A 24,837-nucleotide genomic window follows, 5' to 3' on the forward strand; every position below is an offset into this window, starting at 1 on the left:
CCGGGGTGTGCAGTCCGATCCCGCTATGGCGGTGCTGGTGGTTGTACCAGTGGATGAACTGGTTCATCCAGGCCCGTGCCGCACCGATGCTGGCGAACCGTTCGGGGTAGTCCGGCGTGTACTTCATCGTCTTGAATTGGGACTCGCTGTAGGGGTTGTCGTTGCTGGTGCGCGGCCGATTGTGGGATAGGGTGATGTCCAGATCGCACAGGAGTGAGGCCAACGGCTTCGAGGTCATCGCCGCGCCCCCGTCGGCGTGGAGATACCCCGGTGCACGACCCTGCTCAGCGATGGCGGCGGCGACCAGGTCGGCCGCCAGTTTGCCGTCTTCGACGGTCTCGATACGCCAGCCCACGACGTAGCGGGAGTAGATGTCGATGACGACGTAGGCGTGGAACCAGATGCCCTTGGCCGGGCCCCGCATTTTCGTGATATCCCACGACCACACGTCATTTGCGCCGGTTGCGACCAGTTCGGGAATCGCCCGTGGCGGATGGGTGGCCTGCCGGCGACGCTCACCGTTCATCGCCTCCGCCGCCAGAATCCGGTGCATCGTGCGCTGCGAGCAGTAGTACCGGCCGGCGTCGAGCTCGCGGGCCCACACCTGGGCCACGGACAGATCAGCGTAGGCCTCGCTGGTGAGCACCCCGAGGATCGCGGCGCGCTCGGCGGCGGTGAGCTCGGCAGGGTGCCGGGCTTTGGGGTGCGGCCCGTAGGGGCGCGGCGTCGGGTTCGCCTGCCGGTGGTGCGTGGCTCTCGACCTGCCGACCAGCGCGCATGCCCGCACCACACCCAGCAGCGCGGTCAACTGCTGCGCGGTCTCGGCTTGCCAGGTACGCTAGGAAGCCCGGCTCACTCCTTGTTTTTCTTGGAGAGCGCTTCCAAGAACGCGACACCTTTTCCCATGACCTCCAACGCGGCGTGACGGTCGGCGATGACCTTGTCTTTCCGGACGGCGTCTGACTCGAGCTTGCTGATCTGCTTTTCCAGCTCGGCGATACGCGCCTGCTCCGGGAACTGACCCGCCCGAGGCTTGTTCTTGGACACGGTGCCCAGTGTTCCGGCTTCGATCTGGGCCCGCCACTGCTTGACGCTGGAATCGTAAAGACCCTCCCGGCGCAGCACCCGGCCCTTCTCACCCGCCGGGGCCTGGTCGTACTCGGCGACGATGCGCCGCTTGTACTCCGCTGAGAACGTCCGCCGAGCCGGCCGACCGGTCCGCGGGGGCTCAAACGTCTCCTGTGTCGAAGTCGTCGGCTGCGAGGCCTCCATGGCCGCGCCAGTGGTCGCAGTAATCGTCGTGCTGGGTTCTCCCTCTACTCGCGCCCCAGCCTCTCAACCAGCCAGCCCGGGTGTCTCACCTCAGTCTGGCGGAAAGGGCCTCGTCAACTGGCGTCGCGGATCTTTGGGCTGATTTGGCCGGTTCCGCGCTACCCGGCGGCACCTTGCCGGTCAGGGCACTGGCGGACTTCGTCGTCGTCCGGTTTTCTCGCTCGAACTACGGCGCACGGGCCGGACCCCGGTGGGGAGTCCGGCCCGTCGGCGCCGCCCGTGCCCTCCGCACAACCGCGGCAGCGGTTCGTCTACTACAGGTCGTTAGCGACGATCGCGTCCATGTTCGGCTCGGCGAGCGCGGTGATGGTGACGAAGGGGTTGACGCCCACGTTGCCCGGGACAAGGGAGCCGTCGACCACGTAGAGGCCGGGGTATTCGTGGAGGCGCCCGTGGTTGTCGGTGGCCTTGCCGAGTAGGCAGCCGCCCAGGGGGTGGTAGGTGAAGTCGTCGCCCCAGGTCTTGTACACGCCGAACAGGTCGGTGCGGTAGACGGTGCCTTCTTTCTTGTTGATCTTGTCGAAGACCCTCTTGGCCATGGCGATGCCCGGCTGGTTCTGGGACGCGCTCCAGGTCAGGTCGACCTTGCCGGTGGCGGAGTTGAACTGGAAGCGGGCCCGCTCGGGGTTGTTGGCGATCGCCAGGTAGAGGCTCACGTAGGTCTCGAGCCCGGCCGGTAGGGGAGCGATTTCGGCGAAGATCGATGCGGTGGGGTCGGCCCAGTTGTCGATCCCGAGGGTGGGGATGGTCGACTGCTTGGAGCCGGTGGCGTCCCACATGTGGTTCGCGCGCCCGACCATGATGTTGCCGTTGTTGCCCCAGCCCTCGCCGACCTGGTTGGACAGGTTGGGCAGGAGGCCCTGCGCCTTCATCGACACGAGCAGCTTGCTGGTCCCGATGCTGCCGGCGGCGAAGAACACCTTGTCGGCTGTGACGTTCTTGGTGGCGATCACCGCGCCCTGCTCGTCGATCTGCTCGATCGTCACGCTGTAGCCGCCCCCGGTGGCCGGGGTGACGGCCGTGACCCGGTGCAGCGGCGAGATGGTGAGCCGGCCGGTGGCGGCGGCCTGGGCGAGGTAGGTCTTGTCCAGCGATTTCTTGCCGGCGTTGTTGCCGTAGATCACCTCGCCGCCCAGGGCGGAGGCCGGCGCCGTGCCCGCGGCCTCGCGCTTCATGTGGTCGAAGTCGTAGACGTTGGGCACGAAGGTCGTGGCGAACCCGGAGCGGTGCGCGGTCTTCCGGCCCACGCGGGCGAACTGGTACCAGGGGGTCGACTCGAACCACGCCTGGTCGACGTGGTTCACGCCAAGGGCGGCGTTCGCGCGCGGGAAGTAGGTGGCGTACATCTGCGCCGAGTCGACGTTCGGGAGGATGTGCTCGAAGTGGCTGCGCTTGGGCGTGACGGCCATGCCGCCGTTGACCAGGGAGCTGCCGCCCACGCCGCGGCCCTGGTAGACCTTGACCCCCGAGAACTTCTCGGCATCGAGGATCCCGACGTAGCGCTCCACCTTCGTGTCGATCCCGAAGCCCATGAAGTTGCTGACCGGCTGGCTGGTGGTGTCCGCGAGCCAGGTGGAGCGCTTGTCCGGATTGAGCATCCCCGAGAAGATCTTGCCGTCCGGGCCCGGCGTGTCCCAGCTGCGGCCCATCTCCACGATGTGGGTCGCGATCCCCGCCTGCGTCAGGCGCAGCGCCGGTAGCGGCGGGGCGGTTCAAGTGGCGGCGGGCCCTCGTCGTCGTCGCCGATTCTCAGAGCACACCGGGGGAGCGCCCCAGCTTCGAACCCCGGAAGGAGCCTCGGTCCATGAATGCTTGAGGCGCCTGGAGCGCAGGTCGTAGCGTGGTGCCATGGCTAGGATCACCGCGCGGCGTGTGGTCGTCGCACTCGACTGCCCCGATGCTCGAGAGCTCGCCGAGTTCTACGCCTCGGTGCTCGGCTGGCGGATTCGTGCCGATGCCGAGTACTCGGATTGGGTCGATGTCCTGCCGGCGGAGAGCGAGCCGGACGCGATCGCGCTCGCGTGCCAGACCGTCCCCGACTTCCGTGCGCCGACCTGGCCCGAGGGGCCGGTCCCCACGCAGGTGCATCTCGACTTCTACGTGGAGTCCATCGCCGACTCCGAGCCGGCCGTCCTCGCCGCTGGCGCCCGCCGACACGAGCACCAGCCCAGCCCCGACGGGCGGTTCGTGGTGTACCTCGACCCGGTGGGGCACCCGTTCTGCCTTTGTGGGGAGTGACGGAGCGGGGATCGGTACCACTTCGACGGGTGGTCCGGTCCATTCCAGCGTGTCCAACAAAGCGGGTGCCAGACCGGCGCCAGTGAGTGTCGTACCGATAGTGCATTCTTATCGTCAGGCTGCGGGCGAACCCCGCTCACATTGGAGTAGTCAATGACACACGAGATCGAGTTGATCAACGACGGGGACGGCGTCGCCGTGATCGGCGACAGCACCGCGGTGGAACAGTTCCTGGCTTCGCAAGGCCTTCCATCGAAGGAGTTGGATCTGAAGCGGATCAGTTCCACGCTCAATACGGCAGCTGGCGTCGCCCAAGCAGGGGCGGAGATCTCTGCCGAATCGGGTCGTTGGGTCAAGCTCACCAAGGAGTCGGCAGCGGCGTTCAACACGAGCCGGAAAATGACGGGCTCCAGCGGAAAGGTGAGCCGCGCGATCCTCACCGAGGACAACGGGAAGATCAAGGGCATCCTCGAGATCGTGAACGGCCCCGGGCAGACACTCGCCAATCCTGCGATGCTGGCCGGCGCCGCCGGAGTCATGGCGCAGATGGCCATGCAGCAGACGATGGACGAGATCACCGACTACCTCGCCGTCATCGACGCCAAGGTTGACGACGTACTGCGGGCCCAGAAGGACGCCGTGATCGCGGACATGATCGGCGTCGACTTTGTGCTCGACGAAGCGATGACCATCCGCGACTCGGTTGGACGAGTCTCCGAGATCACCTGGTCCAAGGTGCAGTCGACGAGCCTCGCCATCGGGCGGACGCAGGCCTACGCGCTCAAGCAGTTGTCCGGCATCGCCGAGAAGTTGGAGAGCCAGGACAAGGTGAATGACCTGGCGGATGTGTCGAAGCAGGCGGAGCGGACAGTCCAGGAATGGCTGGCCGTGCTTGCACACTGCTTCCGTCTTCAGGACGGGATCGCCGTGCTGGAACTTGACCGAGTTCTTGACGCGTCGCCCGGTGAACTCGACGACCATCGTGAGGGACTTCAGCTGGCCAGACAGCGGCGGCTCGACCAGCTCGCGACCGGCACCGCCTCACTCCTCCAGCGCATGGATGCAGCCGCTGGTCTGGCCGACGCCAAGCTGTTGCTCAACCCGATGGCCGCACCCCGGGTGTTGAGCGCGCGTAACAAGGTCCACAACGACGTCATCGACTTCCAGCAGCTTCTCGGCATCGACGGCGACCAAGCAGATCTCGAAGGCCGGCGCTGGCGTGATGCCGCCCTCGAAGCGCGAGACAAGGTTGTCGCTTCCGGGAGTGAAGGCCTCGGCAGCGCAGTGCAGGCAGGCAGCAACACGATTGAGTCTGCGCGGCTGGCCACCGGCAAGGCCGCGGAGGGGCTCAGCAAGCGACTGCTTCGGAAGCGCACCGACGATGAGGCGGTCGAGGACGAGACCGCGTCCTCCGAGGACACAGCGGCAGAATCACCGCGGTCTCTCAACTCGCGAGCGTCAAAGTTTCTGCCCCGTCGATCCCACAAGAACGGACCGGAGGGCGAATAGCGAGGCGGGCGCCGCCCTACCGTCCCATCTAACTCGGGAGCTCAAGCGGTTGCGCACAACCCAGTACTTGCGAGCCGATCAGGGGCGACGGCGATCCTCGTCGTCGTCCCACCATTGAGCCCGACGGGAATGTGCTGTCGCCGCGTCAGCTCTGCGCGCCGATCTCAACTTTGAGCGCACCGGGCGCTCGGCTGCGAGACCGTCACGACTTCCGCGCGCCGACATGGCCCGACGGCTCGGTTCCCATGCAAGTGCACCTCGACTTCTACGTGAGCTCGATCGCCGACTCCGAGCCGGCCGTCCTCGCCGCCGGCGCCCGCCGACACGATCACCAGCCCAGCCCCGACGGGCGGTTTGTGGTGTACCTGGACCCGGTGGGGCATCCGTTCTGTCTGTGCGAGGAGTGACGGAGCGGGGCGCGGAGCGCGTTTCGGGTGGGTAACCTCGCGGCCATGACCGACTTCGTCCTCCTCCCCGGCCTCCACGGTGACGCACAGACGTGGGCGCCGGTCATGCGCGCGCTGCCGGACGGCGTCCACGCCACGCCGCTGGATCTTCCGGCCGTGGCCGACCTCGATGCACTCGTCGACGAGGTGGCGGGCCGGGTTGCGCCCGGCAGCGTCGTCGTGGGGCATTCGCTCGGCGGCGTGGTGGCGATGCATCTCGCCGAGCGGCACCCGTCGCTACTGGCCGGGCTCGTCCTGGTCACCGCCCCGGTGGGTGCCGAAGATCCGGAGTCGGCGAAGGCGCGGGCGGACCGCGCCGCGGGACTGAGCCCGGAGGCGTACGAGGAGATTGCGCTCGACGGTATGGAGGCGGTGTACTACGGCGACCGCGGCCACGACCCCGAGGTGAGGGCCGAGCGGCTGCGCGCGGCGCGGGTGTACGGGCCGGAGAGGTTCGCCGCCCATTCGGTGGCGATCGGCGCCCGGCCGGATCGCAGCGAGTTTCCCGCGCAGGCTGGTGTCCCGGTGCTGATCGTGGGGGCGTCGGACGACCAGGTGGTGTCCACCGAGGAGCAGCGGCGGTGGGCTGAGGCGAATGGGGCCGGGGATGGTCGCGTCACCTACGTCGAGATCCCGGAGACCGGACACATGCTGCCGGTGGAGGCCCCGGACGAGCTGGCCGGCGCGATCGTCGACTGGCTCCGCGGGCTCACCGGCTGACCCGGCCGGTTCCGCGCCACCCGGCAGCCGCGGGTCGGGCGGGTGGAGGTGGGCCTCGTCGTCGTCATCGTCGTCGTCGCGATCTTCCACCCGCACCACGTCGCCCAGTGGCATGCCCGCCTGGCAGTCTCCGGTGACTGGGCGCGCGGCGCCGCCACTGGCCGCTCGCGCGCGTACCGTCGATTCATGACCGAGCAGCAGCCCTACGAGGTGCTCGAGCATCACCCGGAGTTCGAGCTGCGGCGGTACCCCTCCCACGCCGCGGCGGAGGTGTCCGTTCGCGGGTCCTTCAGCAGTGCCGGCAACCAGGCGTTCAGGGCTCTCTTCAGGTACATCACCGGTCACAATAAGTCCGCCGGGTCCATCGCCATGACGGCACCGGTCGTCCAGGAGGCCTCCGGCTCCGAGAAGGTCGCCATGACCGCGCCCGTGGTCCAGACCGAGGCCGACGGCGGGAGCACGTGGTCGCCTTTGTCCTGCCCGCCTCGCTCACCGCCGCGACCGCGCCGGTGCCCACCGATCCTCGGGTGCGGGTCAAGCAGGTGCCCGACCGTGTCGCCGCAGCAGTGCGCTACTCGGGACGGTGGAGCGAGTCGGCCTATCGACGCCACCTGGCCGACCTCGAGGCCGCGATCGCCCGGGCCGGGCTGGTCGCCACCGGGCCGCCCAGGTACGCCCGGTTCGACCCGCCGTTCACGCCGTGGTTCCTGCGGCGCAACGAGGTCGTGCAGGACGTGGTGTGGCCCGAAGGCGGCTGACTCGCGTCGCGCTGGCGGTGTTCGGCAAATTGTCCGCTTCCGTTGGCTGCGGAACGGCGCTATTATCCGAACATGATAAACGGCAAGACGATAGATTCGAGACCCCCTTCGGAGGCGGAACTCGTCGATGCCGCGTCCCAGGCACTTCGCGAGAGACTCCCGCCGGAGTGGAAGATCGATACCAGGCAGGGCGCTACATCGTCGACATCTGGCGGCGCAGAATCTCTGATGATCGCCGAGGCTCCCGATGGGAGTGCCGCAACATTCTGTGTCACCGTCAAGAGCGCCGTCGTAGCTCGCGACATACCTGCGCTTCGGAAGAGGTGCGGCGACACTATGGCCCAGGTGCCGGACAGTGGGTGCCTGGTCTTGACTCGCTATCTCGCGCCCGCCGACCGTGCGCGGCTCGACGCGGCTGGCATTTCATATATTGATGCGACCGGCAATATGAGGGTTTCATCCCCCGTTCCCGCACTCTTCGTCTCGGATCGTGGTGCCGAAAGAGATCCCTGGCGGGGGCCAGGGCGCCCGAGGGGCACCCTCAAGGGAGAACCCGCAGCGAAGGTAGTCAGAGCGCTACTCGATCTTCCCGGGCCATGGCGTGTGCGGGAACTCGCCGACGTCGCCAATGCCTCGGTGGGGTCGGTATACCGTGTGATGCAGTTTCTCGAAGATCAGGAACTTGCGCAGCGGCTGCCTGACCGGCGATTCCTGGTGTCCGACTGGGCAGCTCTTCTGCGCAGATGGAGCGACGACTATCAGTTACTCCGGTCCAATGCCGTGTCCCATTGGATCGCTCCCCGGGGCCTGTCGGACCTTCTCGATACGGTGCGCGAGGAAGAGGACGTCGACTACGCGCTGACCGGGTCCGTCGCAGCAGCAGCGTGGGCTGCCTACGCGCCAGCCAGGTCGGCGATGGTGTACGTCCGAAACGTCGAACGTGCAGCGGCGAACTGGGGCTTGCGCGCGACCGAAGCGGGAGCGAACGTGCTGCTGATCGAACCCACTTACCCCGTCGTCATGGAACGCGCCATGACCGCGTTGGAAGGGCTCACGGTCGCCCGCCCGGCCCAGGTGGCTGTGGACCTCATGACCGGGCCGGGCCGGGCACCCGCAGAGGCGAACGAGTTGATCGAATGGATGAGGGCACATGAACAGTCCTGGAGGGGGTAGTGGCGATCTGCTCGTCAGTGCCCGGTCTGCGCTTCTGGACGCGGCCGAGGCGTTGTCCGAGCAGGCCGCAGTCGACGGGCTGATTGCGAGACCGGCATGGAGGGCCGCCCGTCATGACCTCGACACGCTTTGGGGCTGTCAAGTTGCTTGACACGGTGGTACGTTTTCAGTGCGACCCCAATCGACGAAAGAGCCCCTGGGCTTCGGGAATGATCCCTAGTTGGTTGGGGTTTCGTGCGTCAGTAGTAGTGCTCGGTGCCGTACCCGAAGTAGTCACTCTCGATCCTGATCTTGCTCCGGATCAGTCTGTGAGCCCGGTCGTCGCCGGTCTCCCACTTCCGTGTGACCGCCCAGGTGCAGTAGTCCGCAGCCTGGAGACCGAAGTCGGACTCATCCCGCCAGAATGCCAATACTCGCTTGGCGCGGAAGGGCAGACACTGGGCCATGACATCGTCCACGGCGCCCCTGAACGCAGCCCGGGTCTTCCTGGTTCCCATCTGAGCGGCGACGACCTGGATGGAATCGCCCTGGTGGAACAACTGAGGGGCGGCCCGACTGAGATGAAAAAACCAGGCGTACTGGTAGAACTTCGGTTCGGTTGGGCGGATCGAGGGCTGGGCCTTGGACTTCTCCAACAGAGTGATGTCGAACCGGAACTCAAGTTCCACCAAGGCGTCGAACACCGCGTCTCGCACGACCTGGGCGTCCGGAGAGGCGTGAAAACACGAATCCAAACCCTGGGCCTTCCAGGCCAGTTCGTCCCGGAGCCGCATGAGGCGCGTCCGGAGCGCCCACACCTGTTCTTCGTCGGCGCACAGCGTGCCAACCGCGAAGTACCTGGATGCCTTCCCATTGCGGAGGAACTGGAGGTCGCCACTCTCATCTGCGAACAGATACTTGATCGCCACGAAGGGGCCTTTCTCTCGACTGCCACCTATGGAAGCACATCGAGAGGACACTCCTCGGGCGGGAAACTCACTAAGCGCCATTACCCGCAGATGACATAAAGGCAGGTCAGCGCGAATATTCAGCTGTTAATCCACAGGCACTCCCCAGCAAGTCACAGCCTTGTAGGCCCCTGTGACGAGTTGAGGGCGCGGTGGGTGAATAGCGTGGACCAGCTCTACGTCGCGCCGCACGAGTTGGTCTATGCCGGTCGGTTCGAATGGCGGGAAGTGGCGGTCCGCTCTCGGCGGTCGTGGGCCTTGTCGTCGTCGCCCTCAAGACCGCAGTCCACGTCGGACAGCGAGCGTTAAGACGGAGCGGGTCCGGTGAGCCACGAGGTGATCACGTTATTTGTCAGCTCGGGGATCGGGCCCTCGCCGGTGGAGCCGTCGCCCCACCGCGGAAGGTCCACCCAGATGCGCAATGGTGGACTGCCGATCATCGGGAGGTCGACATGGGCGAGTGGGCGCATCGTCGAGGCGAGCACGTCCCTTTCGGAGGTCCCGCAGTTGAGCGCCGGGGCGACACCCGGCAGGCAGATCACCTCGGCTCTCCGCCACCCCGGCGCCGTGGGCCTACACAAGGGACCCCGCCACTCCGCGCAACTACCGCACGTCGCTCGACCCGCGTGCTGACCGTCCTGGCCTCCGCCCGATCGCTCCGCGTCGGGGGCGAGCGCCCCGGATCGAGCGGGATCGTCCACTCGGCGGGATCCGCCCGGTGGTTGGGGGCTCGGTGCGCGGAGCGCGGGAGCGGCGGCCGTCGTCATCGCTTTCGCGCCGGCACGTGAGCGATGTCGACGGACAGCGGGCGCCACGAGATTCCCGGGATCGAGTGCAGGGGAGCGAACGGGTCCGCGGCGCGTTGCCAGGCGACCGCCAGGCTGTCCGCGATGAGGTCGGCGTCGGCGGGGTGGGCGCGCGTGGCGACGCGACGCAGGAGCTGGACGTCGGTGAGCTTGACCGTGACCGTCCACGTGATCGTGCCCCGGTCGTAGGTCTCGGTGGTCACAGTGCTCTCGACATCGAGAACCCGGAACGCGTTCTCTTCGAGGAGCTCCTCCTGACCGCGCGTAGGCCAGATCAGCCAGGCCAGTTGAGGCAGTGGAGGAAGGTCGGGATCGGGTCCCGCATCCTCACTCGCAGGATCCTCGATCACCTCACCGGAGAACGCGTCGACCACCACGGTGTCCTTGAGGTACCGCGTGAGGGCCGCCGTTACCGTCGCCGCATCGACGATGGTCACCTCCGCGGTGACAGTGCAGGCCCACGTCTCGCGGTTCCTCCCGGGACGGGGCTGCGCAGGCGAGGGCTGCGGGGTGGGCTCAGGCGCGGACTCGGGTAGGTCGAACAGCCCGGGCTCGTCGGTGTCCATGGCGGCTGAGCCTACTTTCCCGAACGGGGGCGTCCCAGCACGCCACTCGCATCTCGTATCGTCGGTGAGGTGACGCCTTCGACAGATCGCCCCTACGGACCAGGCGACCTCACCGCAGACGAGTTGAAGCACGCGGTTCTCGACGCATTGGCGAGCGCGGGAGTCCCGCAGACCGAGTTGATGGCCTCGCTGGCGGCCGGGGCTGACTATCAGTCCCCGTGGGAACGCCCGGCCGTCAACCGGCGGCACCCGAGGCGCGAGTCGCCGGTGACGTATCGCGTCAAGGTCGAGCTGCTGGACTCGTCCCCGCCCATCTGGCGACGCCTGGACCTGCGTAGCGACCTGGAGTTGCCGCGCCTGCACCTGATCCTGCAGGAAGCCATGGGCTGGACGAACAGTCACCTCCACGAGTTCGTCCACGCATCCTCGCGCCAGGACCGCGATGCCGAGCGCTTCGCCTCCATGGACTACCCCGACGCCGGGGAGATGGGCGAGCTCGACGAGGCCGACGTACGGCTCGACGAGCTGGCGCACAGCGTGGGCGACAAGTTCCTCTACCTGTACGACTTCGGTGACGGTTGGTCGCACCGCGTCACCGTGGAGAAGGTCCTGGAACCTGACGACGACGACGGCGAGTTCCCCGATGCGACCGTGGTGGCCGGTCGCCGAGCATGCCCACCGGAGGACTGCGGGGGAGTCTGGTCATACACCGAGTGGATCGCCGGGGACATGGACCCGGAGGACTGGGACCCGGAGGTGATCGAGTTCTGGGCTGGGTGGGACGCGGAAGAATTCGACCTCGAGGATGCGCAGCGGCGAGTGGCCGGTATCGCCGACACGCCCGCCACGCTCAGGGAAGTCCAGCGGGACGAGGCCGCGAAGCTGCAGATCCTGCTTGAGCGGATCGGGGACGGCGTCAAGCTCACCGCGGCCGGGTACCTGCCGCCGACGATGGTCGAGCGACTCATGGCCGACACCGGCTGGGACCGCACGTGGATCGGGAAGAACAATCGCGAAGACCTCACGTTCCCGATCTGGCAGCTGCGGGACTGGGCCCGCGCGCTGGGGCTGGTGCGCAAGTACAAGGGCGAGCTCCGGCCGACCCGCCGGGGCTCGGCGCTGAAGAACGACCACGAGGGCCTCACCGAGCTGATCGCCCGGAGCCTGCCGCACGACCGGCTCTACGGCACCCCGCTCGACTGGTGGTGACAGGCGTCGTCGTGGCCGCAACTCGGAGAGCTCACCCGAACCAGGCGAGAACCTGCCGACACTGAGCATCGACCCCATCCAGAAGTGTCTCCGCCAATCGGTGTTCGTCGTCCGTGCGCGGGGCGTGCACATCGAGGGCAGCTCGGAGTGCCCCGGGCAATTCACCAGCGTCAAGGTAGAGCTGGGCGGTGACGACATTCGGGTCGAGACCATTGGCTTCGGCGAAGGTAATCCAGTGGCGGAGGGTGATCTCGTCGTAGCCGTACCGGCTACCGATCTTCATGGCGAGTCTGCGCTGACTCCGAGTCGGGGAGTAGGGGTAGATCGACGCGATGTCGTAGAGCGGTGCGAGCCGGGGTGGTGCATCGTCGGTGTGGAGGATCGCGTAGTTCTTGGCGTGGGCGTCGGTTGCGCCGAGGAGGAAGTTGATCGAAAGGGCTCGAACGAATAGCCAGATGTCGTCCTCGAGGCGGAGCGACCGTAGGAAGGCGATGACATTGCCGGGGGACGGACCTCCGTCGGCCTGGTACTTACGTGACGGGTGAACAGCGAGAGCTTGGCATAGGTCCTCTTGATGGACACGGGTCACGGTTCCATCCGAGGCGACGTGGCGGTCCCAACGACGGCTGACTACAGCGGAAGTGCCGGCGAAGTCGACGTAGTCAGTGTTCGCCGTCGGCAGCCCGATTATCCGGACCGCTTCCAGACACAGGACTTCGTTGTACGCCTGGCAGTGGAGATCGGTAACACCGGGCTTGATGATGTGCGTAGTGGGGATCGCACCGGTCGCCTGGTGCCACTGGCCTCCCCGGTGATGGAGAGCGATCTTCTCTTGAGCTCCGGCAAGAGACCAATGCTCGCCGTGGAGCTGCCAGGATGGCTGCCTGCTCGTGATGAGCTCCTTGAGTCTCTCGCCGATGTCGGAGTCCGACATCGGTATGAGGCTCCCGTCGTCGATCTCGTTCATCGCCTCCGTGCGGAGGAACTGCACAGCGCCCGCGCAATCGCGACCCACAACGGAGAGCAGGGAGAACGTGTTGCCCGCGACGGCACCGTAGGTGCGGGCGATCTCGACCCGCGCGGCCTGATCGCCCGGCAATAGTCCGTCGAGGAAGGGTTCAACGCGATCCGGGCCCCAGGGTTGACGCCGTCTGGGCATGGACAACGAGAGATTCCGTTCCGGGCCGTCGAGATCGTAGGAGAACCAATGTTTGCCATGACGGTCCTCCCTCAACGTCCCCAGTCGCTGGCCTGACAGTAGGACGGCGAGCTCCTTGTCAGTCATCGGAGGATCGCCGGTCGAGGTCATCTGCAATGGCGCGGGCACGGTGGGATTCCCGAATGGCGCGAGCCGCTGCAAGGGCCACTTCATCGAGGGGAGTCGGGCGTGCGGCGGTGAGGGCTTCACCATCGTCCGCCGGTGCTTCGACCATCTCGAATTCTTCCGTCGTGCGCCGTGTGCGACGGGCTGACTCGAGTACGTGGGGAATTGAGTCAGGAACGGTGTATGACAGTCGAATCGTGATGCCCAGAACGTCCATCATCGCGAGCACTTTGCTCAGTGACGCATTGGGAGTGTGTCCGCTCTCGAAGAGACTCACCCACGAGCGATTGAGGTGGGCTGCCGCCGCGAGGTCGGCCTGACTCATCCCAGCGGCGAGACGGGCGTCCCTCACCGACGTAGCGATGTCGGTAACAGCCCGGGCCCGAGCGGCGAACGTTGCCATGATGCTCCCAGTGTTCGGCGGATCTAACAAACGGTAGTCGTTCGAAATAGCCAACACAAGCGGTTCTGTTCGCTATTGCTAACACTGTGAGCGCGCACGGCTGTTGTCGTCGTCTTCTCATCTGCCCTGCGGTGACCTCCCGGCGCGACCCTGCCCCGCCCCGCTCGCGGGCCCCGTCACGGATTCCACGGCGATGGACGCCTTCGACAGGGTGCTGGGCATTGGTTGAGTGCCGGCGATCATCTCTGGCGGCTCAAGACGGCTGCCGGATCAGATCGCTGACCATCAGAGCTGACTCGCGATGCGCTTCTCTTGCTTGGCGACCTGGTCGCGCATGTACTCGAGCCGCTTTTCGTCGGCGACTTCGTTCGGGCCTCCGGCCGCGTTGGTGCAGAAGGTGCACCAAGGCCAGTTGATGACCTCTTCCGCGATGAGCGGCCGGCCGAAAAGGTGAACCGCGACGGTTCCGACGTAGGGGGTGTTCGGGCCCCAGTCGGACTCGAACGATGGGCCGACATTGCGGCATCCAAGAGGGCCTCCCCAGTGCTTCGAGCGGCCGCCACCTCCCTTCGATCCGACTGTGTCGGCGCTCGGAGCCTGCACACAGTAGAGAGTGGGGACGCCGTAGACGTTGACCGCAATGAAGTGCGCCAAGGGGTCGCTCAGTCCGCAGCGGTTGCACCAGTCGCGCGCCTTGGCGGCCAACTGCACAGCCGCCTTGAGTTCCTCATCCGCGGGTGCGTTCGGGGTGCTGGCCCACGAGACCCCGGGGGCGTCCACCCACTCGTCAGCAAACATGGGGTGAGTTGCGAGCCAGACGGCGCGATCGGGTGACCACTTCACCCGGACGTTCGAGTGATTTCGATACGTCAGGACGACTGCATACAGTTCGGAGAAGGCCTCGGCGGCATCCGGTTCCGGCATGCTCACAGTGTGTGCTCTCGGCAGGCGAACTGCTACAGCGGCCCGCCGAGGCGCCAGTATCCGGTGAATTGGACGCGGTCGGGCTCCTGGCCGCGTGCGAGGAGATGACGGCGGACGGCCGTGACCATCCCGGACTCGCCGGCCACCCACGCGAACCCGGTGGGGAGTTCGGCTGCGGTCAGCGCGTTAATGGGCTCGTCCGCCGAGCCGGGCGCGGCCGCCACCATCCGTATCCGGACGCGGTCGGTGTCGGCGGGGAAGACCGTGGGCAGGACAGTGCGGGGGAGCGCGGATGGGTCGGGTACTGCGGCCAGCACGTCGAGTGCCAACGTCGGAGGCCGGTCCTCGATCAGCCGGGCCAGCGCCGGCAGGGCGGTGGCGTCGCCGACGGCGAGCATGCGGTCGGCCGCGGGGAGTGCCCGGCTGACGCGCGGGCCGACGATCGTCAGCTCGTTACCCGGCCGGACCGACTCGAGCCAGCGCACGCCCGCGCCCGAGGCGTGGCGGACCAGGTCGACGCACAGCGCGCCGTCGCGCAGCGAGCGCACGGTGTACTCCCGCACCAGCGCGGCCCCGCCCGGCGGGTGGCCCAGCCCGCCGCCCGGCGCGGGAACGGGGAGCGTGACCTCGCCCGTGTCGGGATCGGGCAGGCAGAAGACAACGACGTCGTCGAAGGCCGGGCTGCGCACGGCGGGCACGAGCTCGGGGGCGTCGGCCGCGGGGGCGCCTGCGGAGCCTGTAGCGGCGACCTTCCCGAGCTCATCGCCCTCAAGCGTGACGCGCACCAGCTCGGGAGCGAGCGGCTCGACGGCACGGACCCGGACCCGGCGCAGCGCGGTCGGCTGCCAGCTTTCCGCCCGGTGGGGGTTGCGCGGGCGCGGGGCCTCGCGGGCGGACGGGCGCCGGTCGGATCTCTTGGACATTCCGGCCTGGTCAGGCACGACGCCCCTCCCGCCACAACAGGCCCAGGAAGAACAGCCCGCCGAGCACCACCGTCACCACGCCCACCGGGAGCGGCAGGGCGAACGCGTGCTGGGCCACCAGATCAGAGGCCAGGAGCAGCACCCCGCCGAGCAGCGCCGCCGGCAGGACCCGATCACTGCGGGTGAGCAGCCGCGACAGGTGCGGAGCCACCAGCGCCACGAACGAGATCGGCCCGGCCGTCGCCACCGCCGCCCCGGCCAGGACCGTGGCCGCCGCCAGCAGGACCAGCCGCGTGCTCCGCAGTCGCACGCCCAGGGCCACCGCGACGTCGTCGCCGAGTGCGAGCGCGCGCATGGCCCGGGACCGACTCGCGATGACCACCGACGCCACGAGCAGCACCCACGCCAGCGGCCAGAGCTCGGACCAGCCGCGACCCTGCAGCGATCCCGTGAGCCAGATCTGGGCGGTGACCGCGCTCGCCACGAAACCGCGGGAGAGCAGGTGCGCCACGTACGCCATCGCCAGGGCGCCCAGCGCCACGCCGAGAAGGACCAGGCGCGCGCCGCTGAGCCCTCGCCACCACGTCAGCGCCAGGATGAACCCGGCGGTGAGCGCCGCGCCGACCAGTGCGCCCGTGGCCACCTGCGCCATCCCACCGCCCAGCACGAGGATCACCGTCGCCCCGCCCGCCGACGCGCCCTGGGTGATGCCGATGATGTCCGGGCTGGCCAGCGGATTGCGGGTGAGCGCGCAGAACAGCGCGCCCGACGTCGCCAGAGCCGCGCCCACCGCCAGCGCGACCAGCGCCCGGGGCAGGCGGCGTTCGTGGATGAAGAAGTTGGTGGTGCGGTCGGGTGCGTCGCCGAGCAGGGTCGCCACCGCGTCGGGGACCGAGATGATGAACTCGCCGATCACCAGCGAGGCGGCCACGAGTATGACGACGACGACGGCGAGGATCGCAGTGACCCACGCAGTGCGCAGGTGCAGCCGCACCGAGAATCGGCCGGCGGCGAGGAGGCGTTCGTCGCTGGGCAGGCCTGTTGCGGGGCGCGGTGCGGTTATCGTCATGCGACACCCACTCGTCGGCCGGCGGCCAGGTACGCCACCAGCAGCGGCGCGCCGATGAACGCCATCACCACGCCCGCCGGGGTCTCGGACCCGCCCGCGATCACCCGGCCGATCACGTCGGCCGCCAACAACAGCGCGGGCGCCACCACCATGGACAGCGGGACCACCCGGATCAGGCTCGGACCGACCAGACCGCGGACGAGGTGGGGCACCACCAGACCCACGAAGCTGATGGGGCCGGCCAGCGCCGTGGCGGTCCCGGCGAGCAGTGCGACGGCGACGAGCGACCACACCCGCACCCACCCGGGGCGCACGCCCAGCGCCACCGCCGAATCGTCGCCCAGGGCGAGCGCGTCCAGGCCGCGCAGGAGCAGCAGGGCGATCACCGCGCCCGCGACGACGAGCGGGATCACGCCGGTGACCTCGTCGATCGACCGCGCAGTGAGCGAGCCGACTTGCCAGAAGCTGTACGCCTGCAGGACGGTCTCGTCCAGCACCACGAACGTCTGGCTGAGACCGGACAGCACCGCCGCCAGCGCCACCCCGGCCAGCGTGAGCCGAACGGGTGAGGACGCCGCGAGCGCCGAGGTGCTGAGCAGCAGGATGATCGCGGACGCCACGCCCGCGCCGGCCAGCGCGAACCACACCGTGGAGGCCAGGCCGAGGCCGCCGGTGAGCGTCGCTCCGGCGACCACCCCCAGCGCGGCGCCGGCATTGACGCCGAGGATCCCCGGGTCGGCGATCGGATTGCGGGTCACGGCTTGCATGAGCGCCCCGGACGCGCCGAGCGCCGCACCGCACACCAGCCCGAGCACGGTCCGGTTGGCCCGCAGTTCGCCGACGATCCCCACCACGCTCTGCGTGCCCTGGCCGAGCAGGGCGCCCACCACCTCGGCGGGCGGGATCGGGCGTGCGCCGATCGCGAGGCTGGCCACGACGGCGGCCGCCAGGGCCAGCACGGCCACGATTAGTCCGGGGAGGAATCCGACCCCGCGGCGGGGTGGCTGGGCAGCGCTTGCTGCCGGGGCGGCTGCCCGGTCGGGGGCCGGCACCGCGGGCCGTGCGTCGGCGTCGGCGTCGGGGAGAGGTCGTGGGGCCACGGTGGAACCCTAGACCAGACTAGTTGTTAGGTGAGCCTTGCCTGTGTGGTTTGATCTGTATCCATGACCAGAATCTCACGCCGGCGCCGCTCGGTGCCCGCCCTGATCGCCATGGCCCTCGCCTCCGCGGTGGCCCTGTCCGCGTGCTCCGGCAGCAGCGACACTGCCGAGGCCTCCTCGGACGACGCCTACACCGTCACCCACGCGATGGGCGAGACCGTGATCGACGGGACGCCCGAGAGGGTCGTCGTCCTCGACTCCCCGCACCTCGACGCGCTCGTCGCACTCGGCCACACGCCCGTCGGGATCACCGAATCCGGCGCCGGCACCGGCGCCCCGCCGTACCTCGGCGGCGTGGACGCCGAGATCGTGGGTCTGACCTCCGAGCCCGACATCGACGCGATCGCCGCGCTGGCCCCCGACCTCATCATCGGCGCCAAGGTCCGCCACGAGGCCATCTACGACGAGCTCTCCGGCATCGCCCCCACCGTGTACTCCGAGAACTCCGGCACCGACTGGCAGGAGCAGGCGCGGATCACCGCCGCCGCCGTCGGCGAGGACGACGAGATGGAGCAGCTCATCGACGACCTCGACACCCGCATCGCCGAGGTCGGTGAGCAGGTGGGCGCCGAGGGCACCACGCTGTCGATCGTCCGGTTCCGCCCGGACAACTTCCGCCTCTACGGCCCCGAGACGTTCTCCGGCTCGATCCTGTCCCAGATGGGCTTCGACCTGGGCGAGCGCGAGTGGAACGAGTACTCCATGGCCGAGCTCTCCCCGGAGCTGTACGAGCAGATCACCGGCGAGGTCGTGTTCTTCACCAACCCCGGCGGCGACCCGTCGGCCACGACCATGGCGACCGTGACCGGACTGTGGGGCGACCTGCCCGCTGTGAAGTCCGGCCAGACCTATGAGGTCGAGGACGAGACCTGGATGGTCGGCATCGGCGTCCTCGGCGCCGGCGAGATCCTTGACGACGTCCAGGAGATCCTGGGCTGATGCGCCCCACCTCCCTCGACCGTGATGCCCGCGCCGGCGCCCAGCTCGAGCGCGGGCGCGGGCTCACGGTGGAGGGGGCGCGGCTCGCCTACGAACGCCGGGTCGTGGCCACCGACCTCGACCTGGAACTGCCCGAGGACGCGTTCACGGTGATCGTCGGCCCCAACGCCTGCGGCAAGTCCACGCTGCTCAAGGCGCTGGCCCGGGTGATCGCTCCCGGCGAGGGGCGAATCCTGCTCGACGGACACGACCTGCACAAGCTGCGGACCAAGGAGGTCGCCCGCCGGATCGGGCTCCTGCCGCAGGGCGCCGTCACTCCGGAGGGGATCCGGGTCGACGACCTGGTGGCCCGGGGCCGACACCCGCACCACAGCCCACTACGCCAGTGGAGCCGCTCCGACGACACCGCCGTGACCGCCGCGATGGCCGCCACCGGCGTGTCCGATCTGGCGACCCGGTTCGTCGACGAACTCTCCGGCGGCCAGCGCCAACGCGTGTGGGTCGCCATGCTGCTGGCCCAGGAGACGCCCATCCTCCTGCTGGATGAGCCCACCACCTACCTCGACATCGCGCACCAGTACGATGTGCTGGACCTGCTCCGAGACCAGCACGAGAGCGGTCGCGCGGTGATCGCCGTGCTCCACGATCTCAACCAGGCCGCCCGCTACGCCACGCACCTGGTCGTGATGAAGGACGGCCGCGTGGTGGCCACCGGCGCCCCGGCAGAGGTCCTCACCGCCGAGCTGGCGGAGCAGGTTTTCGGGCTCCCGTGCCTGATCGCGGCCGACCCGGTGACGGGAACGCCCACCGTGGTCCCGCTCGATCGGCGTGGCCGGAGCTGAATCCGGAGCCACGGTGTTACCAATTCTTGGTATCGTTGCCGCATGGGTCAGAACACCTCCATCAGTTTGGACCAACACTTCATCGACTTCCTCGCTCGCGAGGTCGAGTCCGGGCGCTACCGTTCAGCCAGCGAGGTCGTCCGAGCAGGGCTCCGGCTCCTCGAGGACCACGAAACCCAGCTCGCCGCGCTGCGCCGCGCGCTCATTGCCGGCGAGGAGAGCGGTGCGCCGGAGGAATTCGACTTCGACGCGTTCTTCCGGCTCCTCCACCAGCGAATGGATCCGTCCCGTCACGTGTGAAGTCGCACTCAGTCCTACCGGTCGGGCTTGAGGCCGTTCTCGATGCCCCACGCGACAGCCTGCGCCCGGGTGGTCACGTCCATCTTGCGGTAGGCCGAACGCACGTAGGTCTTGACCGTGTTGAGCGAGAGGTAGCACTGCTCGGCGATCTGGTCATTGGACAGCCCCTGCACGATCAGGCTGACCACCTCGGCCTCACGGTGCGAGAGGCCGGCCTCCTTGGCAGGCCACTTGTCGGGACCCATGATCGGCAGGCCCGTTCCCGTGAGGGTGACGCGGTTCCCGGCGGCGATCTGCTCGATGCCGCTCACCAGCTCAGGCGCGGTCAGGGACTTGGACAGGAACCCGTGGGCGCCCGCGTCGAGGCTGTCTCGGACCGCGGCCGGGTCCGAGGTGAACGAGTAGACGGCGACCGCCCCGATGGTCGGATCCTGCAGGAGGTTCTCGAGGCGGTCGTCCTTGCCCAGGGATGAGGCGAAGGAGTCGTACAGGGCCACGTCCACCGTGGCCGAGCCGCTGGTGACCATCTCCTTCTCCACCATCTCGATCCGGTCGGAGTAGGGGGCCAGGAAGGCGTTCACCCCGGCGACGACGACGAGGTAGTCATTGACCACTGTGACCCTGATCGGCATGTGCAGAGCCTAGCAACGGACGACAACCGGCCGCGCCAGCGATTACACCCCTAAGGGTGAGGCGCGCCCGGGTGGTCCCGGGAGACACTTCGTCGTTGATCTTCCGCCTTCCGCGACAGGAGTACGAGTGCCACGGTTCAGGAATCTGAAACCCACATCGGAGTACTGGGCTTGGAGGGACGACGGAGCGTGCATCGGGGACCCCGACCTCTTCTACAGTGCGGAGGACGAGCCCAAGGGAGTGCGTCGTCGTAAGGAGGACGCCGCCAAGGCGATCTGCTCCGGCTGCGCCGTGCTCGAGACCTGCCGGAAGTTCGCGATCGAGGCCGGCGAGCTCTACGGCGTCTGGGGTGGGATGACCGAACTCGACCGGCACAAGCTCGCCGGGCGGCAGCGGACGGGGTGAGATGAGGGGTTCCAAGCTCACGCGAGCTACCCGGGCTGGGGTGGAGCTGCAGTCCTCGTACCGACCCGCCCCAGGTGAGGATGTAGGAACGTACCACGCACTCGCGTGGGAGTCTCGACATGGCCCACGACGCCTGCCCCACCCATAAACCACCCTCGGAACTGACACTGAAAGCTCGGAACGCTCTGGTTGGCGGCCTCGTCGAGTGCTCATAATTGAGCGATCGGTGCTGGTCTCGCCTGAGCAAACGCGATCAAAATCGACCTCGCTATGAGATCGGGGTGCGCGAGGCGGCGGTCGCGACGCGGCGGAGGACGGCCGGTTCCGTGCCACCCGGTGACTGCGGGCCGGTACCAGCCGGCCCGCCACTTCCGCTGCCCGTTGTCTGAGACGTCGACGTCATGGGCATTGCTTGCCGTTGGCCCCGGCGCGCCAGCCTTGCGGCAGCGCTGCCGAGCTCCCGATCACGCGAGGGCTCAACGATGAGGTCGTCCAGTCACAGTTTGGCGGTATCAGGCCAGCGCGCAGCCGCGCGACCGGTGGCGATGACAACGACGTTGCGGCGGTGATCCAGAGTAGGGGTGCGCGCCGACTCATGTGTACTGCATGAGTGCGGGATGGATCGGCACTACTGCTAGAGGGCAGGGCCCTGAGGGGAAGGCATGCAGGAGCCGTCAGGACCTAGAAACGCCGGATCGCCGATGTCGGTCCGCCAAGCGGCGGTAACCGCTCGGCTAGTGTGGGATCTGTGAGTACCCATGAGCTCCGAGACGACGATGTCAACGTTTTGACGTCTTCGCCGCAAATCGAGTTGCCGGTGGAGAGTTATGCTGCCGCGCCGATCGTGGAAGCAATAATGTCCATCGAGGTTGAACCAAGACTGGGGCTTGAACTCGACTCTTTGGAACACGTATACGGCGATCAAGATACCTTCTCAGGCCCTACGGTGACCGCTGAAGCTGTCGGCGAAGTCCGTTACACACTTAGCGACCCCCCCACCGCCACCAGAGACGCGCATATTAAGGGGTACACGTTTGAATCAAGCGCCACGCCTTATTCGGAGGAAGGTGAGCACGTAGCGTTCTGTGGGGCGACTGAGTTCGTGTACTCCACCACTGAGAAATATTTGACCTGGGAGAGATTCCTCGCGCACGCCACGAATGCCCTTTCTAGCTATGTTGCGGCCGTCGCCCCACGCCGGATAGTAGCTGTAGGAATTAGGTACATTAATAAGATCGAACTCCCCGACAGAGTAACAGATATTCGCGACTACGTAAGAACCACTGTCGAGATCCCTTCCTTCCTGACGCAATCCGCGGTAGGATTTTTCGGCAAAATAGTCCTACCCATAGCGGAAGAGGGCACGGTCGCTATCACGACAGCCAGCCTGCCGCCGGATGGCGACGAGCCTGGCGGCGTTCAGGTTGTTTTGGATATCGACGCACGGCGGCCCGTTGTGATTGATGTTTCGGCGGAGAGGATGGGGGATCAATTGGTGGACGAGTTGGCCTCGCTAAGGGCGGTAAAGAACTATGCTTTTGAAGCCTCTATTACGGACGCTACAAGGAGTTTGATCCGATAATGACACTAACTGATAGGGCTGCGGGGATTTCGCACCTACCGTCTTCGGAAGATAAATTCAACTCCGCGTATAAGGCGATCTTGTCAGGCTCAGGAAGTCCCGGATACATGGCAATTCGATCGGCGCTAAGTGGTAGCGAAGCGCGCGCGGATGAATTCGCTAAGTCGGTAAGGCTTGTAGTCGCCAGCGAAAACGTCTTAGATTCCGAACTCAAAACGTTTGTTTCGCGAGTGCTCATTGAAAACTATGTGAACACTCTAGGCTCGGCGGGGTCCGATGAGCGGCTTACAGATGCTTCACTGGGTCCAGAGGTGCACGAGGGGGATAGAAAAGCTTCTGCGGTGGTGGCCGGGCGAGGCATGGAAGTCGATGACTGGAAAAAGATCGCCGGCAACTTAATTGCTCGGTTGTCCGTATATCGACGTTTGGTTGAAGAAAAAACGGGATCAATACCGAGCGAGCTACTTCCCGAGGAGGACGCGGTGGTTCACGACGCCGGTTTCGATGCCCGGCTGGAGGAAAGGCTAAGTAGCGACGATCATGTAGAGCGTCGCGCGTCGGAAGGATTTGCCTCGGTCGCGTTGGATGACGCTGGACGTATGGTCGAATACCGGCCAGACGGATCTACGGTCGTACTTGACTGGTGAATCCGCGCCTAGACTTGGTCGTGGGTTGCAACGGCGCGGGTAAGTCGACACTAGTCGATCGACAATTGCAGCCGCTACTGGGTGTGCCGTTTGTAAATGCGGACGAGATCGCTAAACGCAAATGGCCGACAGACCCAGAGTCGCACTCCTACGAAGCAGCAAAGGTCGCGGAGTTAACTCGGAACCAGCTTATTGTGCGCCGCAGGTCATTCATTGCAGAAACGGTCTTTTCGCACCCGTCGAAGCTCGAACTAATTGATCGTGCCCGCGACGCGGGTTTCCGAGTGGTCCTCCATGTATTGATGGTGCCCGAACAGTTTGCAGTCGAAAGGGTCCGTCTGCGCGTGAATAGTGGCGGCCATTCTGTTCCCGAAAGCAAGATCCGTGAGCGTTACCACCGTGTGTGGCCTCTTGTTCAAGCTGCCATCCCACGCTGTGGGCAGGCAACGATATACAGCAACGAGCGCTCAAAAACGCGCGTGGTTGCGCAATATATCAATGGCATACTTGTGGACGAGCCTGATTGGCCAGATTGGACTCCGGCAACGCTCTTGCGTGGTTCGCGAGAGCTGTAAATCGCCAAATGGTCGGCGCAGGCTGGCTGGTTGACCTTGTATTCGCCGCAGTCGTGATTGCTCCCTCGAGCGGCCTGGTTGTAGCCCGAAAACCGCCGCTTCCTTTCTCTGCTCGTTGGTGGACGCGCATTGACGAAAAAAGTTCCCTGCCGCGGCCGGAGTGCCAACCGGCCGTGCAGTGACCGCCCACCCCGTCAGTTCCGCCTTCCCAATGCTTGGGGGCGGACGCGGGAGAGCCGTCGTCGTCGGTGCAGTTCCCTTATCAACCTTCCGTAATCGATCCTTCACCCGCGTCCCGGTGTGCGTTAGCGTGGAGCCGAGCCTGTGAGTCGAGACCGTCCGAGCGGACGCGGGGGAGTGACCATGACGCGCCCATCGATCCGAGGCGGCGTCGCACTCGCCGTCGCAGTACCCGTGCTTGCGACGGCCGCGTGCAGCCCGCAATCGACCGAGCCTCCTGTAGTGGAGCGGGATACCATCCGCGCCCTGGACATTGTCGAAGGCAAGCAGGACGAACCCATCGAGCTGGCTGTGGACGGCGGCGCCGACGGGGTGACGGTGACGCACCGCAGTATCACCCTCGCGCCCGGGGTCGGCACCGGTCGACACTGCCACCACGGACAACTGGTCGTGGTTGTGGAGCAGGGCGAACTCACCCACTACGCCGACGCCCACCCCGGCGGCGTACACGTCTACCGCGCCGGCGATTCGGTGGTCGAAGACCCTCGGTACGTGCACGAGACGGTCAATGAGGGGTCGGAGGACCTGGTGGTGATGGTCACCCACTTCACTCCGGAGGGGATGCCGACGGAGGAGACGGATCTCGCGAAGTGTGAGCAGTAGGCAGCCGGTGTGACCAGCGACCCTCCTGCCCGGGTTACGCGTAGACCGGCGCCCACGCCGGGTCGGGGGACCGGACCTCGAGGTACGCGGTGGCGGAGTCGGTGTACGCCAGGACGAACGCCACCAGGTGGGCCCCGAGCAGCACCCACGCCGACCACAGGGTGATGTCCCAGAGCGCGGTGACCAGCGTGAGGCCTGCCGCGATCGTTAACAGCGCCCGCGCCCACCGCTCGCCGTCGCGCAGTTTCACCGCGGCCACCACCTGCAGGACTATCGCCGACACCATGCCCATCGCGATGATCGCGCCGATCCATGCGACCCCCGGGGCGGCGGTCGACACGTCCTCGGGGCCGCCGAGCGGCACGACGAACCCGAACAGGTCGGTCGCCGCCAGCACGCCTGTGATGGTGAGCGTGCTGAACAGGCCGCAGAACAGCCAGATCCACGACGCGGCGGTGACGGTCGACGGTCGGGTCATGCGGTTACCTCTCCACGAAAACGGAACAGATTGCCTATAGCGTGTACCGCCGCAGACAGGTGTCGATAGAGTGCGTCACACCTGAT

At 66.9% G+C, this 24,837-nt stretch carries 28 protein-coding genes and 1 pseudogene; 16 read left to right on the forward strand and 13 right to left on the reverse strand.

The window, feature by feature from the left end:
- From AYO52_RS08730 to AYO52_RS08740, 3 genes are all read right to left on the reverse strand, one after another.
- Positions 1–808 (reverse strand): IS3 family transposase (locus AYO52_RS08730; protein WP_067716032.1); only part of this gene is annotated, 808 nt, incomplete at its 3' end.
- A 44-nt stretch (positions 809–852) separates the two neighbouring features.
- Positions 853–1,272: a transposase gene (locus AYO52_RS08735; protein WP_067716035.1), complete on the reverse strand. Its 420-nt coding sequence runs from the start codon at positions 1,270–1,272 to the stop codon at positions 853–855.
- A gap of 314 nt (positions 1,273–1,586) precedes the next feature.
- Complete coding sequence (locus AYO52_RS08740) at positions 1,587–2,981, reverse strand: GMC oxidoreductase (RefSeq protein ID WP_253702018.1); 1,395 nt, start codon at positions 2,979–2,981, stop codon at positions 1,587–1,589.
- 199 nt (positions 2,982–3,180) lie between these two features.
- Here AYO52_RS08740 and AYO52_RS08745 point away from each other — a divergent pair, with 199 nt between their 5' ends.
- From AYO52_RS08745 to AYO52_RS18855, 7 genes and pseudogenes are all read left to right on the forward strand, one after another.
- Complete coding sequence (locus AYO52_RS08745) at positions 3,181–3,570, forward strand: VOC family protein (protein WP_067716040.1); 390 nt, start codon at positions 3,181–3,183, stop codon at positions 3,568–3,570.
- 153 nt (positions 3,571–3,723) lie between these two features.
- On the forward strand, positions 3,724–5,079 hold the full coding sequence (locus AYO52_RS08750) for a hypothetical protein (protein ID WP_067716043.1): 1,356 nt from the start codon (positions 3,724–3,726) through the stop codon (positions 5,077–5,079).
- Between the two features lie 245 nt (positions 5,080–5,324).
- Positions 5,325–5,486, forward strand: a complete 162-nt coding sequence (locus tag AYO52_RS19260; protein ID WP_253702020.1) for a VOC family protein — start codon at positions 5,325–5,327, stop codon at positions 5,484–5,486.
- A gap of 45 nt (positions 5,487–5,531) precedes the next feature.
- Positions 5,532–6,245, forward strand: a complete 714-nt coding sequence (locus AYO52_RS08760) for an alpha/beta fold hydrolase (protein WP_067716141.1) — start codon at positions 5,532–5,534, stop codon at positions 6,243–6,245.
- 186 nt (positions 6,246–6,431) lie between these two features.
- Positions 6,432–6,584, forward strand: a pseudogene (locus AYO52_RS19265) (heme-binding protein); the annotation flags it as partial.
- Between the two features lie 122 nt (positions 6,585–6,706).
- Entirely contained in the window at positions 6,707–7,003 is a 297-nt protein-coding gene (locus tag AYO52_RS18705) for a heme-binding protein (protein WP_216635317.1), read from the forward strand.
- Positions 7,004–7,075: 72 nt separating this feature from the next.
- Entirely contained in the window at positions 7,076–8,176 is a 1,101-nt protein-coding gene (locus AYO52_RS18855) for a type IV toxin-antitoxin system AbiEi family antitoxin (protein ID WP_253702022.1), read from the forward strand.
- Positions 8,177–8,415: 239 nt separating this feature from the next.
- On the opposite strand, the gene AYO52_RS08775 is transcribed toward AYO52_RS18855, so the two are convergent.
- Together AYO52_RS08775 and AYO52_RS08785 are read right to left on the reverse strand one after the other, a co-directional pair.
- Positions 8,416–9,084 (reverse strand): DUF3800 domain-containing protein, encoded by a 669-nt coding sequence (locus AYO52_RS08775; protein WP_067716045.1) that lies wholly within the window; start codon positions 9,082–9,084, stop codon positions 8,416–8,418.
- A gap of 802 nt (positions 9,085–9,886) precedes the next feature.
- Positions 9,887–10,495, reverse strand: a complete 609-nt coding sequence (locus AYO52_RS08785; RefSeq protein ID WP_067716048.1) for a hypothetical protein — start codon at positions 10,493–10,495, stop codon at positions 9,887–9,889.
- Between the two features lie 69 nt (positions 10,496–10,564).
- Here AYO52_RS08785 and AYO52_RS08790 point away from each other — a divergent pair, with 69 nt between their 5' ends.
- On the forward strand, positions 10,565–11,704 hold the full coding sequence (locus AYO52_RS08790; protein WP_067716050.1) for a plasmid pRiA4b ORF-3 family protein: 1,140 nt from the start codon (positions 10,565–10,567) through the stop codon (positions 11,702–11,704).
- Positions 11,705–11,735: 31 nt separating this feature from the next.
- On the opposite strand, the gene AYO52_RS08795 is transcribed toward AYO52_RS08790, so the two are convergent.
- From AYO52_RS08795 to AYO52_RS08815, 6 genes are all read right to left on the reverse strand, one after another.
- Entirely contained in the window at positions 11,736–12,989 is a 1,254-nt protein-coding gene (locus tag AYO52_RS08795; protein ID WP_067716144.1) for a type II toxin-antitoxin system HipA family toxin, read from the reverse strand.
- Complete coding sequence (locus AYO52_RS17700; protein ID WP_082923896.1) at positions 12,982–13,431, reverse strand: helix-turn-helix transcriptional regulator; 450 nt, start codon at positions 13,429–13,431, stop codon at positions 12,982–12,984. Before AYO52_RS17700 ends, AYO52_RS08795 begins: the two co-directional genes overlap by 8 nt.
- 285 nt (positions 13,432–13,716) lie before the next feature.
- Positions 13,717–14,355, reverse strand: a complete 639-nt coding sequence (locus AYO52_RS08800) for a hypothetical protein (RefSeq protein ID WP_067716053.1) — start codon at positions 14,353–14,355, stop codon at positions 13,717–13,719.
- A gap of 32 nt (positions 14,356–14,387) precedes the next feature.
- Positions 14,388–15,278 (reverse strand): siderophore-interacting protein, encoded by an 891-nt coding sequence (locus tag AYO52_RS08805; protein ID WP_156523573.1) that lies wholly within the window; start codon positions 15,276–15,278, stop codon positions 14,388–14,390.
- Positions 15,279–15,288: 10 nt separating this feature from the next.
- Complete coding sequence (locus AYO52_RS08810; RefSeq protein ID WP_082923897.1) at positions 15,289–16,347, reverse strand: iron chelate uptake ABC transporter family permease subunit; 1,059 nt, start codon at positions 16,345–16,347, stop codon at positions 15,289–15,291.
- On the reverse strand, positions 16,344–17,447 hold the full coding sequence (locus AYO52_RS08815) for an iron ABC transporter permease (protein ID WP_223210273.1): 1,104 nt from the start codon (positions 17,445–17,447) through the stop codon (positions 16,344–16,346). The genes AYO52_RS08810 and AYO52_RS08815 overlap by 4 nt, the downstream gene beginning before the upstream one ends.
- 63 nt (positions 17,448–17,510) lie before the next feature.
- Between AYO52_RS08815 and AYO52_RS08820 the strand changes: the two genes are divergently transcribed.
- From AYO52_RS08820 to AYO52_RS08830, 3 genes are read left to right on the forward strand one after another with little or no spacing between them, the layout of a single operon-like run.
- Positions 17,511–18,446 (forward strand): ABC transporter substrate-binding protein, encoded by a 936-nt coding sequence (locus AYO52_RS08820; protein ID WP_043569174.1) that lies wholly within the window; start codon positions 17,511–17,513, stop codon positions 18,444–18,446.
- The gene (locus AYO52_RS08825; RefSeq protein WP_067716058.1) at positions 18,446–19,288 is read left to right on the forward strand and encodes an ABC transporter ATP-binding protein; all 843 of its coding nucleotides are present in this window, start codon (positions 18,446–18,448) and stop codon (positions 19,286–19,288) included. The genes AYO52_RS08820 and AYO52_RS08825 overlap by 1 nt, the downstream gene beginning before the upstream one ends.
- 42 nt (positions 19,289–19,330) lie before the next feature.
- The gene (locus AYO52_RS08830) at positions 19,331–19,588 is read left to right on the forward strand and encodes a type II toxin-antitoxin system ParD family antitoxin (protein WP_067716061.1); all 258 of its coding nucleotides are present in this window, start codon (positions 19,331–19,333) and stop codon (positions 19,586–19,588) included.
- 14 nt (positions 19,589–19,602) lie between these two features.
- Here AYO52_RS08830 and AYO52_RS08835 read toward each other — a convergent pair whose 3' ends face one another.
- The gene (locus tag AYO52_RS08835) at positions 19,603–20,220 is read right to left on the reverse strand and encodes a response regulator transcription factor (protein WP_067716063.1); all 618 of its coding nucleotides are present in this window, start codon (positions 20,218–20,220) and stop codon (positions 19,603–19,605) included.
- Between the two features lie 127 nt (positions 20,221–20,347).
- Between AYO52_RS08835 and AYO52_RS08840 the strand changes: the two genes are divergently transcribed.
- The 5 genes from AYO52_RS08840 (at position 20,348) to AYO52_RS08845 (ending at position 24,273) form a co-directional block, all read left to right on the forward strand.
- Positions 20,348–20,626: a WhiB family transcriptional regulator gene (locus AYO52_RS08840; protein ID WP_017838456.1), complete on the forward strand. Its 279-nt coding sequence runs from the start codon at positions 20,348–20,350 to the stop codon at positions 20,624–20,626.
- A 748-nt stretch (positions 20,627–21,374) separates the two neighbouring features.
- Positions 21,375–22,208, forward strand: a complete 834-nt coding sequence (locus AYO52_RS17705; RefSeq protein WP_132064194.1) for a TIGR04255 family protein — start codon at positions 21,375–21,377, stop codon at positions 22,206–22,208.
- A gap of 107 nt (positions 22,209–22,315) precedes the next feature.
- Entirely contained in the window at positions 22,316–22,855 is a 540-nt protein-coding gene (locus AYO52_RS18260) for a hypothetical protein (RefSeq protein WP_132064195.1), read from the forward strand.
- A complete protein-coding gene (locus AYO52_RS17710) occupies positions 22,852–23,430 on the forward strand; it encodes an AAA family ATPase (RefSeq protein ID WP_081615253.1) in 579 nt (192 codons plus the stop codon). The genes AYO52_RS18260 and AYO52_RS17710 overlap by 4 nt, the downstream gene beginning before the upstream one ends.
- 462 nt (positions 23,431–23,892) lie before the next feature.
- Positions 23,893–24,273, forward strand: coding sequence for a cupin domain-containing protein (locus tag AYO52_RS08845; protein WP_067716066.1), 381 nt, complete (start codon positions 23,893–23,895; stop codon positions 24,271–24,273).
- A gap of 34 nt (positions 24,274–24,307) precedes the next feature.
- On the opposite strand, the gene AYO52_RS08850 is transcribed toward AYO52_RS08845, so the two are convergent.
- Positions 24,308–24,751 (reverse strand): hypothetical protein, encoded by a 444-nt coding sequence (locus AYO52_RS08850; protein ID WP_067716069.1) that lies wholly within the window; start codon positions 24,749–24,751, stop codon positions 24,308–24,310.
- Positions 24,752–24,837: the final 86 nt, after the last annotated feature.

The sequence above is a fragment of the Dietzia sp. 111N12-1 genome, assembly GCF_001658045.1.
GTDB lineage: Bacteria > Actinomycetota > Actinomycetes > Mycobacteriales > Mycobacteriaceae > Dietzia > Dietzia kunjamensis.

Bases quoted from the DNA above. Each gene is read 5' to 3' on its own strand.
- AYO52_RS08745 (WP_067716040.1), top strand. From the start codon at position 3,181: ATGGCTAGGATCACCGCGCGGCGTGTGGTCGTCGCACTCGACTGCCCC.
- AYO52_RS08740 (WP_253702018.1), bottom strand. From the start codon at position 2,981: ATGGGCCGCAGCTGGGACACGCCGGGCCCGGACGGCAAGATCTTCTCG.
- AYO52_RS08785 (WP_067716048.1), bottom strand. From the start codon at position 10,495: ATGGACACCGACGAGCCCGGGCTGTTCGACCTACCCGAGTCCGCGCCT.
- AYO52_RS08850 (WP_067716069.1), bottom strand. From the start codon at position 24,751: ATGACCCGACCGTCGACCGTCACCGCCGCGTCGTGGATCTGGCTGTTC.
- AYO52_RS08750 (WP_067716043.1), top strand. From the start codon at position 3,724: ATGACACACGAGATCGAGTTGATCAACGACGGGGACGGCGTCGCCGTG.
- AYO52_RS08735 (WP_067716035.1), bottom strand. From the start codon at position 1,272: ATGGAGGCCTCGCAGCCGACGACTTCGACACAGGAGACGTTTGAGCCC.
- AYO52_RS08820 (WP_043569174.1), top strand. From the start codon at position 17,511: ATGACCAGAATCTCACGCCGGCGCCGCTCGGTGCCCGCCCTGATCGCC.
- AYO52_RS18260 (WP_132064195.1), top strand. From the start codon at position 22,316: ATGGCAATTCGATCGGCGCTAAGTGGTAGCGAAGCGCGCGCGGATGAA.
- AYO52_RS08795 (WP_067716144.1), bottom strand. From the start codon at position 12,989: ATGACTGACAAGGAGCTCGCCGTCCTACTGTCAGGCCAGCGACTGGGG.
- AYO52_RS08805 (WP_156523573.1), bottom strand. From the start codon at position 15,278: ATGTCCAAGAGATCCGACCGGCGCCCGTCCGCCCGCGAGGCCCCGCGC.
- AYO52_RS08835 (WP_067716063.1), bottom strand. From the start codon at position 20,220: ATGCCGATCAGGGTCACAGTGGTCAATGACTACCTCGTCGTCGTCGCC.
- AYO52_RS08825 (WP_067716058.1), top strand. From the start codon at position 18,446: ATGCGCCCCACCTCCCTCGACCGTGATGCCCGCGCCGGCGCCCAGCTC.
- AYO52_RS08760 (WP_067716141.1), top strand. From the start codon at position 5,532: ATGACCGACTTCGTCCTCCTCCCCGGCCTCCACGGTGACGCACAGACG.
- AYO52_RS08830 (WP_067716061.1), top strand. From the start codon at position 19,331: ATGGGTCAGAACACCTCCATCAGTTTGGACCAACACTTCATCGACTTC.
- AYO52_RS17700 (WP_082923896.1), bottom strand. From the start codon at position 13,431: ATGGCAACGTTCGCCGCTCGGGCCCGGGCTGTTACCGACATCGCTACG.
- AYO52_RS08800 (WP_067716053.1), bottom strand. From the start codon at position 14,355: ATGCCGGAACCGGATGCCGCCGAGGCCTTCTCCGAACTGTATGCAGTC.
- AYO52_RS18855 (WP_253702022.1), top strand. From the start codon at position 7,076: ATGATAAACGGCAAGACGATAGATTCGAGACCCCCTTCGGAGGCGGAA.
- AYO52_RS08810 (WP_082923897.1), bottom strand. From the start codon at position 16,347: ATGACGATAACCGCACCGCGCCCCGCAACAGGCCTGCCCAGCGACGAA.
- AYO52_RS19260 (WP_253702020.1), top strand. From the start codon at position 5,325: ATGCAAGTGCACCTCGACTTCTACGTGAGCTCGATCGCCGACTCCGAG.